Raw genomic sequence first — 12671 nt, forward strand, 5'->3', positions numbered from 1 at the left:
TGCGCAGCAGCCCCATGCAGAGGAGGTAGCGGCATGACCAAAACCGTTCTCATTGCCGGAAAATTTCAGAATGGGGCTGGACTGTCAGGATATGTGGCGGAGTTGGGCGCTGCGTTCCTTTGTGCCGATCTCGGATTAACGCTCGAAGATCGCGAAGATCACGCCGCCTATATCGGTAGCTGGCTGAAAGTCCTGAAGGACGATAAGCGCGCGATCTTTACGGCTTCAGCGCACGCGCAGCGCGCAGCGGATTTCCTGCATGGCCTGCAGCCCTTGATCGACGAAGACGATGCGACAGAGGTTGCCATATAGGCGGCCTTAGGAAGACATTGATTGCGTTCCGAATAATTTCGGGATGCTAAGGCACACATAAGCCAACTAACCAGGAAAATGTACTTGTTGGTTGATTCCGCTTCAACAAATATGCGACGATCTTCAGCACTCATGCATAATCGCGCCAAGTATCTGGACTGCATCACCGAATGATGATCCGGTTATTCCTCCTATTCCGATTTTTGATATGAGAAGATACCCATCGTATTGCTTGAGGCGAATCCAAAGGTCTTTACGATTTACTTCAGTCATGATCGTAATATTGTCGGACAAAGGCGATCTTCTTGCTTGAACTCGTCGCGGGCCTTGGTCTTCCAAGAAGGAGTTGAAGGCTAGGCAGTATGAAATATAACCAAGATTGGCCCCGACATCGTCGATGCCAGCCCTTAGAAGGACTGGCTGCCGAAATAGTTCGATGGGCACATCTACAAGATCTCTGATTGGTAACCTTTCAATGCTTAATCCAGAGGATAAGGCTTTGGTCTCCCACTCGATTGCTTTCTGGAGGTTAAAGCCATCACCGGCATCACTTAAGAAGCTTTGAGAAATCAGGTGCATGGATTCAGCATTTCCCATATCAGCTGCAATCGTTAAATGATTGAATGCTTCGTCATAAATTGATCTTGCCTCAACTTCATCGATATTAGAAATAAGCGAGGAGATAGTTAGAACGTGATACATCATCACGTGCGACTCGATGCATGCACCCCTCTCTTTTTCAAGAAATTTTTCAACAGAAAATTTGCCATCGGGGTCTTGAAAAGGCAAAGCTGCACGGAACAAATTGATCTCATCGATCAGCTTTGAATCACTACTCAGATCATACTGACAGTTTTGAATCGCTTGTCGGGAGACCTTCTCTGCCATCGCAAGATCTGATGCGTTTGGGATGTCCAACTCAACGCTCCGCTGGAGGTATAGCGTGCCCAATGCGAAACTTGGCGTTGTGAAGTCCTTCTCCGCCGCTTTTCTGCACCACTTGATAATGTCTAAATCTGTATGCCGTTTGGACACCTCAACGCACAGATACCACGCCGCAATCTCATGGCCGTCCTGAAACGCCTGCAAGAATGCTCTGGCGCGTTCTGTCTTTGGCGCTGACTCATAGTCTTCAGGAACAACAGCGCTGTCATTTACCTTTGCAGATTCTTGCTGATCTCGTTTTTTGCCTACTCCAGGACTAGGTTGCTCCGAAGGTGGACTATTCCAATCGATATCATCGGAGTTTTTTTCCTCGGAAGGTAACTCGTCAATAAACTGCGCTACCGCACCAAAGAGATCAAATGCTTCTTCACTTGCATTGACTGGTGAATGATACGCAATAAGCGCCATAGAAAGAATCGCACCAAAACAGAATTTTTTATACATGACTTTATGGATATTATTTAATTAGTATTAACGGACACAGAAGTCTCTCATTTTTCTCTAAATTTATAAACAAATTTTTGAAGCGCCGTCGGCGCCGCAGCACAGACGGCACATCTTGAATCTAAAATGGAATCCCGTCAGTCCCGTCGAAACTGGGTCTAACCTCTTCTTGTGCGTCCTTTGGCTTTTGCGTTCGCGACGCATCATCGATGAACACCAAATTCAGCCTACCGGCGATGTAGTCGAGCGTATCAGGGTGGCATCCTGCATCGGCGTTCTTGGTCATGTTCAGATATGTCTCGACATGAACCGTGAATGTAATATCGACGGTGCGGCTGCGCTCTTTCTTTCTGGCGCGGATACCTTCAACAACCATGCCGTTTTCTCCTTTTATTGCAGGGTTAATCTTTCTTGCGGGGACGACCGCGACCGCGTTTCGTGGGCTCGATTGTAACATCCAGACCATGCGCCTTCGCCAGTTCCTTAATCTTGAAGATGGCCTCGCGCTTGCGGCTGTTCTCACGCTGGGTGAGCAGCGCTTGGGCCTTGCCGATCAGATCGTGCAAAGCATCGTCTGACGCCTGATCGAGCGCTTTGGTGTCGATCGGCTGTGGTGTCGGGTTCGGGGTGTGCTGTGTCTGTTCGTGCATGGTCTTGCTCCTTCTCGTTTCGGGCTGGGGTTAGGCCCAGCCCTGTTGTTGGCGGATCAGGTCGCGGGCGACGTTGAGCGCCTTGGCTAGCGCCGGATTGCCCCCGACATCCGGATGGGCGGTGACGATGGCCTGGCGATAGGCGCGGGAGAGTTCCGGCTTGGCGAAGCCTTCAGTCGGCAGGCCGAGCAAGGTGCAGGCGGACTCCCAGCTATCGATGACCGGCACGCTCTGTTCCTGGCGTACGCGCTCTTGCGCTTGCTGTTGCCAATGCGGCTGTCCTTCCCAGATCGCCACGCCGCGTGCGGCATGGCCGGTCATCTCGCGGATCGTCGCGATGGTGATAATTGTGGCTGCCGCTGCGCCGCGCAGGGTGAGCGCGGCGGCCGTGAGCAGAAGCGGCGGCAGCACAAACCGGACGAACAGCAGGGCTGCGCCGCCGAGTACGGCGAGGATGCCGATGACGGCGAAGATGATGCCCGCCCCGATCACCAAGGCGAAAAAGAGAACGATGATAAATTCCATCAGAAAGTCCCCCAATATTGTGCGGCGAGGCCTGCAGCGCAGATCAGGTACAGCGCCTTGGCGATGGGATGCGGGGCCAGAAGCCAGATCAGCGCGTAGAAGAGCTGACCCTTGAGAACCTTGGCACTGGTGCCGAAGGTGAACGGGCTCTTCTTCTTCCGATACGGGTTGCGGTGAAACAGCCCACGCAGTTCCGGTCTGACCCAATAGGGCGTCTTTTTAAGCACCGCCGGGCGGTTCTTGCCTGTGAAGACAAGCTGGTCCTTGCTCGGGGCGTAGAGGATTTCATCGATATCCATCAGCGCGCGGCGCGCTTCGGACTCGGTGAGTTTACCCTCATGGTTCAAGCTTTGGGTTTTGACCGTCAGCTGACCGAGCAGCTTGGTGACATGCTCTGCCGTTTGCAGATCACCCACCCCGATGAATTGTCGGAGGCCGCAATTCGCAAGGAATGTTTGCCAGCCCTTGCCATAGAGGTCTTCGACCTGGCCAAGGTTCTGAAAGATCGGCCAGAGCACGACATTGTATTTGCGCAGCGTGGCCAGCCAGTTCGGAAACCGTGTGACCTTGCCGAGGGCAGCCGCCTCATCGATGATGAACAGCACCTTCTCGCGCGCCGTCGGCAGGCGCTGCATCTCCTGGATGGCACAGCCGAGCGCAAGGCGCGGGATGGCCGCGTGGCTTTCATTGAATTCCAGCGGCAGGACCACGGCGATGATTGCGCCTTTAACGCGCTTGCCGTCCTTCGTCGTGCCTTTGAGCGCGGCAAAATCTACATCGCTGCGCTTCAGGTTTTCCTGCACGACCGGATCGCCCAGCCACGCCAAATCTTGCTGGATCGTGGACATGATCGCCGAGAATTCCTCAGACGCCTGTTCCTCACGCCGGTTCATGGCCGAGGCTATCTTGCCCACGAGGTCCTGACAGTCAGGACGGTCCTGCATCTTTTGCAGCAGGTTTTCCCATTCATCGGGACCGGCATAGGCGAGATCGAACAGCGTGCCGAGATGGCGGTCTTGCTTCGGATAGTGGCGCGCCATAAACATGAGCGCTGCCTGCAGGAAGCTTTCAGCAGCGTCCTTGAAGAACTTGCTGTTGCCGGACTCATTGCCGCTGCGCGAGATCAACTGTTCAGCGATCAGCTTCGCGCTGGATGCAAAGGTGCGTTCATTCGGGTCGAGCGTATCAACCGGATTAAACCCATGCGTCGGCAGCGCCCACGGCGCTTCGGTGAACATGCCGAACGGATTGATGACCATGACCTCATAGCCCTTCTTGCGCCAGGCCTTGATCGCGATGGCGGTGTTCTCGCCGCCCGGATCATTGAGAAAGGCAAAGGGGGCAAGGAGTGCGTTCGGGACGATGGCGCAGGCGCCTTTGCCGCTGCCGGACTCGCCGCAGGTGAAGGCGTGTGTGTCCTGGTAGTAGACCGGCAGAAGACCGGTCCAGTCACCGACCAGGATGCCGCGCTTTTTGAACAGGCCTGCCTTCATGGCATCCCAGGGCTTGAGCCAGCTCGCACTCCCAAAGGTCGTGCGATCCTTGTTAAAGCGCCAGCTCAGAAGGCCGAGACCCAGAACGCCTGCGGCGGTATATGCGAGGAAGCTGCCAGCCATTGTGCGACCCTTTCGTTTCTCTGCTGGCTTCCTATTATGGGCACAGAATCGAAAAATGCGCGGACACAAGCTGGACACGGGGTATGGCATACCCAACAGAGACCTATTCGGATGAAGAGCGTGAAAGGCTGCGCAAGGCGCTTGCCGATTATGCCGATGCGCTGCGGCTAAAGCCGCAGGGTGTTGCGCTGAAGATTATGCAAGAGACCGGCTATGCCCTGGACGGCGATGCCGGGCGCAAGCGCGTGGCACGGTTTCTGGATGGTGAGCACCGCCAGACCGACGATTTCATAGGCGCAGTGGCGCGGTATCTTCGCAAGGTGCCACCGCCGCAGATCGAAGAGAGCGCGGCCACGCTCGCAGCGTTCTTCTCGCGCCCCTATTTGCGTAAGATTGATCTGAAACCACTGGCCGGGCGTTACCATGCCTATGTCAGCTATGACCGGCGTGCCGAAGTTGACGAAGGGGAAGCACAGGTCACGACGCTATCTGCGTGGGAGTTCAAGCCGCAGCCGGTTGCGGAACTGACGGATAAGATCGCTTACGGCACTATCGAGCTAAGGCCGCTCGATAAGTATGATGCGCTTCTTGTCTCTGAAGCGATTTTTAACCTGTCAATTGATCCACAGGTCACGGCGTTTCCTAACCGCATGCCGGAGGCGGTAGATGCAGGTGTCTTTGTGCCGTTCGGTCATACTGAACGCGCGGTGCCGCGCTTCCTGATGGCGACCAAATCGGTCTTGGAATCGCGGCTCTATCGTCTCTACCAAGTCAACGATGACCCGCTGACTCTGCGCGGAGAGTTGAATTTCAACGGCGGGATCGGACGCGTCTACACGCGCGATAGCGCCGATCCGTTGTTTCCGGATTACGAGATCGAGCTTGTGCGGGTCAAAACCGATAATGCCGATCAGTAGATGGCATCTTACCGTTCCTTTGTAACAGCAGCTGGCGGTTTGCGTCGCACATAGACAACATCTTCCGTGCCATCGGCCGCCTTTAGAACTTTTACGTCATCAGCCAAGAACGCCTCCAAAAACGGATTGTGTCCACAGGTGATGGCGCCAGCCCAATTGCCAGCAAACTCCGCCGGGTTCGGATTTGTCCTTGGCTTGTTGTACCGCGCAATATCAAGCTGATCGTGCAGGCTTTGCTGCGACCCATACAAAAGCTCGACATAGTTTCGAACGGTTTCCGGAGATTTTCTTGCGCTCAGAATGGCGACGATTGGTTGCTTGACTGCCGCATGGTCGCCGATCCAATCCCATTTGATGATCCATGCTTTCATGACGGGATCATAGCAGACCAGACATGTGCCTGTCCGCCATCATAAAGACGGAGGCCGAGATCAATCCTGCCCGGCATCCCATCTAATCATCGCTTTCGAGCAGCCGCAGCGTCACCCGATCTTCCAGCAATTCCACAAGTTCCGGATCACCGCGCTCATACTCGTCAGGGATATGCAGCGTGACGATCATGTTGTCAGGCGGGCGCTGCTTGAATTTCTTCCGGATGCGTTCGCGGTGATGGGTTTCCATCGCAAATATCATGTCGGCAGAAGCGACCAGGTCCTTGGTCAACGGGCGCGGTGCTTCCGAGTCCGTACCAGCCGATATCGCTTCAATGCCCGGATAATCCCGAAAGACATCTTCAGCCGTCGGGCTCCTTAGCTTGTTGGCGGTGCAAACGAACAGGATACGCATGGCGGCAGTTTAGCAAGCCATGCGCGGTTGCGCAGTGCAAAATTCATCCTGCGGATTTTGAAAGGGCTCGGCCTATGGATGGTGCCATACCGCGCCTTCCGGCGTGTCCTGATCCCGCCATTTACATCAAGCGCGCCTGACTGTCGTGGTTTGGGTTTCGCGCGGCATCAGTCGTGCCCGTCTCCTGCCATTGGTAGCCGCCCGCATCGCCAGACCGTGCTGGAAGCTGACGCATAACGCGGGGCTGATGGCCGCAACTTGCTTTGTCGGCTCCCCCGTCCGCCTTCGCCAAGGCTTCGGCGAGACGGTCCCCCCAACAAAGCGTTGCAGCCGCCCCGACGCATGCGCCGGTCGCATCCGCATCGGCTGGCATGGGGCTGGCCCAATTTACCAAGGAGACTTGAAATGACGACTGAACACGAAACCAACGATCAAACCAAATCCGCAGGCACGCGCCCGAAATTCCGGGCATGGCTGGTGCAGGACACGCCGGATGGCGAAACGCACTGGACCGAGCTTTCAGGCCTGTGGCCGACAAAATCCGGCACCGGCTTCAAGGGTGCGCTGCGCACGCCGCTGGCCGCTACCGAAGGCCGCCTGGTAATCCTGCCCGCAACCTTCAAACCCGGCAAGGAGGGCTGATCCGATGAAACTCCTTCTTACCGAACATACCGAAAAGCTGATCGAGCAAGGCCGTGCGACAAGCGCGGCCCAGCTCGAAGGACAGGAGGAACCCGACCATATGCCGGTGGTCAAGCTCTTCACCCCGGATGCGAATTGCACCTGGTTGATATCAGAGCTCGATCCCGACGACCCCGATCTCGCCTTCGGTCTATGCGACCTCGGCTTCGGCTGCCCCGAGCTTGGCAGCGTGCGCATCAGCGAGATCGAAGGACTGCGCGGCGCGTTCGGCTTGCCGCCGGAACGCGACCGGCACTTCCGCCCGCAGCGTAGCCTGTCGGCCTATGCCGATCTGGCTAGAGCGAACGGGAGGATTGTCGCATGAGATACGAGGTCCAAACATACACGCTTTGCGATGGCTGGTTGAACACCTGGCACATCGAGCACCATGACGGAACGGTCGAATACGAGACATTCGCAACCAGCGCCGAAGCGCAGGCGGCTTTGGATGAGTACCTGGACGATCTCTGGGACGAAATCACCGCCGGTCAAACGCACCCTGAAGCATTCGATACCGACCGATACCGCGTTGCGAAGGTAGGTGCGCCATGAGCAGCACCTACCAAACTTTCCGCATCGAGTGGCAGGGCATCGGTATCGAAATCCGCTGGGCGCCGAACTGGACGAACTCGTCCAAATACCCAGTCGCCCATCTCGAACTGATCAGTGACGGGCGGGTAAAACTGCCCGTCACCGAGACCGGCTACCGCTCGCACTTCACCAGCCGCGAGGCGGTCGAAGATCACGGCGATCCCGTTGCGTTCGCCATCGCCTGGCTCGATCACGAAGCGCAGAGCGAAGCGTGGCAACGCCACGTCGAGCAGAGCAAACAGCTCAGTCTTTTCTAACCTGCGTGCGGCGCCCCGTCGGTTATCGGCCACGGGACGTCGATGACAGAGGCGCCGTGTCACGGTTCGGTCAGCAAGAGACAAATTTTGCACCCAAGTTTTATATGCTGCTTCAATGGCTTGGAGAATTAGTTTGCATAATTCATGTGCGGTCAGGTATTTTCATTCTTTTTTATCAAGAGGATGAGTAATGAGTTTGACCAGTACGTTTTTCAATGTTTCACCAGCAGATGTCATGACAGAGTGCATGTCGCAAGCTGAAGCGATCCAAGCGCGGTTTGACCACGTTGTGGGCGAGTTATCCGAGTTCATCACAGCCTCCATCGCGGCGGCTGATGTTGATGTCGCGTTCACGGCTGGTGAGCGCAAGATCGATCCTGAAACCCCCGAATGCGCCCAGTTCTTGTTACTTCAGCTTGGCGAAGAAACAGCGTTGCAAATCGAGGTGTCCGTCTATTTGGACTCCGTTTACAATGAAATTACGCGCATGCAGAATGACGAACAAACCGTCGATGTCGCCGCCGCTGTGGACAAGTTTCTCTTGGCCGGACCGTTCTATCGCACCAAAGAGATGAGCCAATGGGTTCAACACGACTCCTGGTTTCCCCGTCTGCTAGCCGATGAAGAGAAAGGCCGCAGCAGTCGTGAAGACTATGAACTCGTTGATGACGCAGATAAGCGAGACTTGCTTGCAGGCATTGGCCGCGCAATCGCTCATGCCAGGACATTTGCACCAACACAAACACAAGCGCCACAGCCACGCTAATTGACGCACTAATCCCAAAGTCTCTGCGGGAAACCGTAGGGGCTTTTTCATGTCTGGATTTGCCTGATCGGCAAGGATCAGGACGGTGGCCCGCTTCGTGCGTGCCTGTCCGTCCCGATCCGCTTCAACCCGCGAAGCCAGCGATCCCAACAGGGCGAAAGAGGCGTGTCCAACTCTTGTCCTGTCGCAAAATTTGCGGTAAAAACGACTGCAAATCAAAGGGATCGCTTGCTGAGCGCAGGATGCGGAGCAGGTGTTAAGAATTCCCTAATATTGCCCCCGTAAAATAGAAACCATAGGTCGTTTGTGAGCGATACAAGATGTGCGCGGTGGCACCGCGCCATCTTGGGAAGGGGGCTCAAGAGCCGCCCCCGTTCCATCCCCCGCTCGTGTGGCGAGACCGTAGGGAAGACGAATCGTTCTCCCATGGCACGCCACAGCAGCATTTCGGTGCTGCACCACGACCAAAGAGCCTTCGTGCCCTTTGGAAACCAGAGCAGGAGATTTCACTCTCCTGCACCATCGACCGGAGCTTTGGAGACATGCCTCTCCCATCCGGACTGAACCCATGCACCAGGGCAATTTGCGCCCTGGACGGCAACCAAAAGGGAGATGTCGGCTCTCCTCTTGGAACTCCATCGACCAACATTTCGGTGTTGGATCACGAGCAGGGAAACGCCCCTGCAGGCGGATGCCCGAGAGCAGACAACCAGGTGAACGACATGGCTGGCAGCGGAAGCAATAACAGAGAGCGCCAGATCATTCTTAAGGCGCGCTTTAGCGAGCAGGAAGCCAAGCTCGTAAAGCAGCAAGCCGATGCCGCCGGTCTGTCTGTGTCTGCCCTGATCCGTTTCGCTCTTCTCGATCAGAAGCCCGCAAGAGCGGCGCGCACGCCGCCGCTTGATCGCGAAATGGCTGCGCGGTTACTAGCGGCGCTCGGGCCTATGGCGTGCGCCATGCGGCAGGCTGCCGAGGCCGGTGATCTCGATCAGCTTTCCGATGCCATCGAGGCTGCGCAGCGCGATCTTTCCGAGCTGCGTGTGGCGCTGTTCAACTCGCTCGGGAGGACGCCATGATCCTCAAAGGCAGCGCCCGCGCGAACGGCACCGATCTCGCTACCCATCTCATGAACGGCTACGACAACGAACGCGCCGAGCTTGGCGAAGTGCGCGGCACGATCGCAGATGATCTGCATGGCGCTTTTGCGGAGATCGAGCTGATTGCCACCGGCACGCGTGCCCAGAAGCCGCTCTTTTCCCTGTCCATCAACCCCCATGAAGCGCTGACGCGTGAGCAGTATTTCGAGGCAATCGACGCCATCGAAAAACGGCTGGGGTTTGACGGGCAGCCGCGCGCTGTCGTCTTCCATGAAAAAGACGGGCGTGAGCACGCTCATGTCGTCTGGTCGCGCATCGATGCTGCGCAGATGAAAGCGATCCCGGACTCGTTCTACAAGGCTAAGCTCTGCGATATGGCGGTCATCCTGGCCGAGAAATTCGGGCATGATCTGCCCGAAGGGCTCAAGGCCTGGAAAGAGAAAAACCGGCAGTTTGACGAAAAGCTTGAGCCCACGCTTGGTGAAATGGCGAACGCCAAGAAGACCGGCATCAGCCCGGAGCAGCGGCGCGAAGAAATCACGGCTGCTTACGCGCAGGCGGACAGTGCCGCCGCCTTCGTGAACGCGCTCGAAGAGAAAGGTTATGTGCTTGCCAAAGGCGATAGCCGCGCCTTTGTCATCGTCGATAAATTCGGCGATGTGCATAGCCTGACGCGCTACGTCAAAGGCGTTCGTGCCAAGGAGATCAACGCACGGCTGGCAGGTCTCGACATGGAGGGGTTGCCGCGTGTTGCGCAGGCCCAAGAGCAGGCCAAAGCCCGACTTTCAGCGCAGGAAGAACGCCTGCGTGAGCAGCAAGACGCGCAGCATGATCGTCAGCATGATGATCATGGACAGGAACGCCATGATCGTGATGATCATGGTGGTGATCGGCATGCTGTTGATGAGCGTTTCAAGCGCAGCATCAATCAGAAACGCACGGCGATGGAAGCGCAGCAGCGCGAGCGTCGGTTGGAATTTGCGCAGGCCGAGCAAGGGGTCCTGACGCGTCATCAGGATGAAAAACTCGCGCTCGATGCTGCGCAAAAAGCCGAAAGCGGCGGACTCTTGTTCCGCATGCGCGCGCGGGTCGCCGATCTGATTTCAGAGCGTCCGGCGCTGCGTTCTGTGCTCGGTCACATCACCGAAAAAACCGGGCTTGATCCGCGTGATAGGCATCGCCTTGAACAGCAGGCGCTTGCCCGGCGGCATGCGCGTGAACGTGTTGCGCTGGCCGGTCGCAAGCGGGCGATCGAGAAGATCGAAAAGCGCGAGCGCGCGTCGCTTGAGCGTGATCTTAAGCGGGAGGCCTTGCGCCGGATGATGGAACTTGAGCGCAAGCGCGAAGAAGCGCGGCGCACGGCGCTATCTGGCGAAACCATGCGTACTGATCCGCGTCTTCTAGAGGAATACGCCTTCCAGAGTGAATTCAATCACGAGGCGGTCGGTGATCATCACTACGATGATGATGGTGATCATGGCGGGGATGATGACGGCGGTCACAAAAAGAAACGGAGCTGGAAGCAGCGCGCGAAAGACAAAGGCATCAAACAGGGGCGTGGCCGTGGCGGTTACGGTTATCGCCGCGGTGATTGATGAGCGCCGAAGCTAATATCGAACGGCTCGTTTGGAGTGCTGCTGAATGTGTTTGTCTTCGGTGTTTCGTGCAGCGTGAATGCCTGTGAACGCCCGCCTGCATCCAAATTAGATTCGAAGTTTCAATAGCTTGCACGGGTGAATGTTTGACAGGATGTCCGGTTTGTGATTAACTGTCCTTAGTCCGCGGACAGAGGACACTTGTTGGAAATTGAATGAAAAGCCAAGACATCGTCATACTGCTCAAACTAGTGAGCCTACAGGAACAAGAAGACTCCGGTCTTCTTGACGATGCTGATGGCGTATCGGGGCGCGAGGAGCCTTTTTCCGTACGCGGTTTAGGTGCGTCTCTCGGCATCAGCAAGACTGAAGTGAGCGCGTCACTCAATCGAAGCCTTGAGTCGGGTCTTGCCACAAAAGATCGCAAGAGCGGACGTGCGAAACCCAGCCGCCGAAACCTCTATGAGTTCATCGCGCATGGCATGAAGTTCGTGTTCCCGGTCAAGCCTGGCTCCATGTCTCGCGGTCTTCCGACAGCTTTCGCCGCGCCGATGCTGGAAGGGCAACTTATGAGCGCCGGAGAGGACATCTATGTCTGGCCGTATGCGCAAGGTAACGAACGCGGCCAATCGATTGAGCCCCTGTTCAAATCCGTGCCAGAGGCCGCGAAAAGTGACGAGCGGCTCTACGAATATCTCGCTCTCGTCGATGCCATTCGTCTCGGTAAACAACGAGAATCCAATCTTGCGGCTGAACGTCTCAAAGAAAGGTTGCTTAAACGATGACAACCGTTCAGGGCCAGTTGCTGCACATGCTAGAAACCGTCGCCGAGGCGATCGGCGATGATCTTCGTGAGCGTCTCGTTTTTGTCGGTGGCTGCACAACAGCGCTCTTCATTACCGACCCCATTACACTTGAGGACGTGCGGGCGACCGATGATGTCGACCTGATTGTCGATCTGGCAGGCTATGGCGCATGGGCACAGTTACAGGAGCAGTTACGGCAAAAAGGTTTTTCCGTCTCACCGGAAGATAATGTCATATGCCGCATGCGACTTGGCGATCTCAAAGTCGATTTCATGCCCGACGATGAAGCCATCCTCGGGTTTTCAAATCGCTGGTATGCCAAGGGCATCGAAACGGCAGCGACGCGCCATCTACCAGGCGGACAGGAGATCAAATGTCTTACGCCGCCGCTCTTTGTCGCCACCAAACTCGAAGCATATCTAGGTCGGGGCGGCGACGATCCGCTCGGCAGCCATGATCTTGAAGATATCCTAATCGTCGTGGATGGACGGGAAGAGCTGATCGGCGAGATTCAGGCGGCAGATGGCGATATCAGAGCATTTATTGCGGCGACCCTTCGCGACTTTCAGAAGCACTATGATTACGATGGCTTTCTTGACGGAAATATCAGAGGACCCGAGGGCCGCGCCGATCTCGTTCGCGACCGACTAGACGCCTTGGCCACATGTGATGGTGAAGCGTAG

General features: G+C 56.3%; 17 protein-coding genes and 1 pseudogene. 11 read left to right on the plus strand and 7 right to left on the minus strand.

What is annotated here, in order from left to right:
- Positions 1 to 93: 93 nt before the first annotated feature.
- A pseudogene (locus tag F3H87_RS20690) lies at positions 94 to 312 on the plus strand (zincin-like metallopeptidase domain-containing protein); the annotation flags it as partial.
- 123 nt (positions 313 to 435) lie between these two features.
- On the opposite strand, the gene F3H87_RS20695 reads toward F3H87_RS20690, so the two are convergent.
- From F3H87_RS20695 to F3H87_RS20715, 5 genes are all read right to left on the minus strand, one after another.
- Positions 436 to 1701 (minus strand): SEL1-like repeat protein, encoded by a 1266-nt coding sequence (locus tag F3H87_RS20695; protein ID WP_149789770.1) that lies wholly within the window; start codon positions 1699 to 1701, stop codon positions 436 to 438.
- Between the two features lie 121 nt (positions 1702 to 1822).
- Entirely contained in the window at positions 1823 to 2077 is a 255-nt protein-coding gene (locus tag F3H87_RS20700) for a hypothetical protein (protein WP_149789771.1), read from the minus strand.
- A gap of 25 nt (positions 2078 to 2102) precedes the next feature.
- A complete protein-coding gene (locus F3H87_RS20705; RefSeq protein ID WP_149789772.1) occupies positions 2103 to 2351 on the minus strand; it encodes an H-NS histone family protein in 249 nt (82 codons plus the stop codon).
- A gap of 30 nt (positions 2352 to 2381) precedes the next feature.
- Complete coding sequence (locus F3H87_RS20710; protein ID WP_149789773.1) at positions 2382 to 2876, minus strand: hypothetical protein; 495 nt, start codon at positions 2874 to 2876, stop codon at positions 2382 to 2384.
- The gene (locus F3H87_RS20715) at positions 2876 to 4492 is read right to left on the minus strand and encodes a type IV secretory system conjugative DNA transfer family protein (RefSeq protein ID WP_188129295.1); all 1617 of its coding nucleotides are present in this window, start codon (positions 4490 to 4492) and stop codon (positions 2876 to 2878) included. Before F3H87_RS20715 ends, F3H87_RS20710 begins: the two co-directional genes overlap by 1 nt.
- A gap of 83 nt (positions 4493 to 4575) precedes the next feature.
- Between F3H87_RS20715 and F3H87_RS20720 the strand changes: the two genes are divergently transcribed.
- The gene (locus F3H87_RS20720; protein WP_149789775.1) at positions 4576 to 5409 is read left to right on the plus strand and encodes a hypothetical protein; all 834 of its coding nucleotides are present in this window, start codon (positions 4576 to 4578) and stop codon (positions 5407 to 5409) included.
- 8 nt (positions 5410 to 5417) lie between these two features.
- Here F3H87_RS20720 and F3H87_RS20725 read toward each other — a convergent pair whose 3' ends face one another.
- Entirely contained in the window at positions 5418 to 5780 is a 363-nt protein-coding gene (locus F3H87_RS20725) for a hypothetical protein (protein ID WP_149789776.1), read from the minus strand.
- An 82-nt stretch (positions 5781 to 5862) separates the two neighbouring features.
- The gene (locus F3H87_RS20730) at positions 5863 to 6195 is read right to left on the minus strand and encodes a low molecular weight protein tyrosine phosphatase family protein (RefSeq protein WP_149789777.1); all 333 of its coding nucleotides are present in this window, start codon (positions 6193 to 6195) and stop codon (positions 5863 to 5865) included.
- Between the two features lie 405 nt (positions 6196 to 6600).
- Between F3H87_RS20730 and F3H87_RS20735 the strand changes: the two genes are divergently transcribed.
- The 9 genes from F3H87_RS20735 (at position 6601) to F3H87_RS20775 (ending at position 12671) form a co-directional block, all read left to right on the plus strand.
- On the plus strand, positions 6601 to 6837 hold the full coding sequence (locus F3H87_RS20735) for a hypothetical protein (protein WP_149789778.1): 237 nt from the start codon (positions 6601 to 6603) through the stop codon (positions 6835 to 6837).
- A gap of 4 nt (positions 6838 to 6841) precedes the next feature.
- The gene (locus tag F3H87_RS20740) at positions 6842 to 7201 is read left to right on the plus strand and encodes a DUF2958 domain-containing protein (RefSeq protein WP_149789779.1); all 360 of its coding nucleotides are present in this window, start codon (positions 6842 to 6844) and stop codon (positions 7199 to 7201) included.
- Entirely contained in the window at positions 7198 to 7428 is a 231-nt protein-coding gene (locus tag F3H87_RS20745) for a hypothetical protein (protein WP_149789780.1), read from the plus strand. The genes F3H87_RS20740 and F3H87_RS20745 overlap by 4 nt, the downstream gene beginning before the upstream one ends.
- Complete coding sequence (locus F3H87_RS20750; RefSeq protein ID WP_149789781.1) at positions 7425 to 7724, plus strand: hypothetical protein; 300 nt, start codon at positions 7425 to 7427, stop codon at positions 7722 to 7724. The genes F3H87_RS20745 and F3H87_RS20750 overlap by 4 nt, the downstream gene beginning before the upstream one ends.
- 190 nt (positions 7725 to 7914) lie before the next feature.
- Positions 7915 to 8490, plus strand: coding sequence for a hypothetical protein (locus F3H87_RS20755; protein ID WP_149789782.1), 576 nt, complete (start codon positions 7915 to 7917; stop codon positions 8488 to 8490).
- 722 nt (positions 8491 to 9212) lie between these two features.
- A complete protein-coding gene (locus F3H87_RS20760; protein ID WP_149789783.1) occupies positions 9213 to 9566 on the plus strand; it encodes a plasmid mobilization protein in 354 nt (117 codons plus the stop codon).
- Positions 9563 to 11182 carry a relaxase/mobilization nuclease domain-containing protein gene (locus F3H87_RS20765; protein WP_149789784.1) on the plus strand — a complete coding sequence of 540 codons (1620 nt, stop codon included), beginning with the start codon at positions 9563 to 9565 and terminating at the stop codon, positions 11180 to 11182. Before F3H87_RS20760 ends, F3H87_RS20765 begins: the two co-directional genes overlap by 4 nt.
- Positions 11183 to 11397: 215 nt before the next feature.
- Entirely contained in the window at positions 11398 to 11967 is a 570-nt protein-coding gene (locus F3H87_RS20770; protein ID WP_149789785.1) for a hypothetical protein, read from the plus strand.
- Positions 11964 to 12671: a hypothetical protein gene (locus F3H87_RS20775; RefSeq protein ID WP_149789786.1), complete on the plus strand. Its 708-nt coding sequence runs from the start codon at positions 11964 to 11966 to the stop codon at positions 12669 to 12671. The genes F3H87_RS20770 and F3H87_RS20775 overlap by 4 nt, the downstream gene beginning before the upstream one ends.

The organism is Lutimaribacter pacificus (assembly GCF_900142185.1).
GTDB classification, from domain to species: domain Bacteria; phylum Pseudomonadota; class Alphaproteobacteria; order Rhodobacterales; family Rhodobacteraceae; genus Lutimaribacter; species Lutimaribacter pacificus.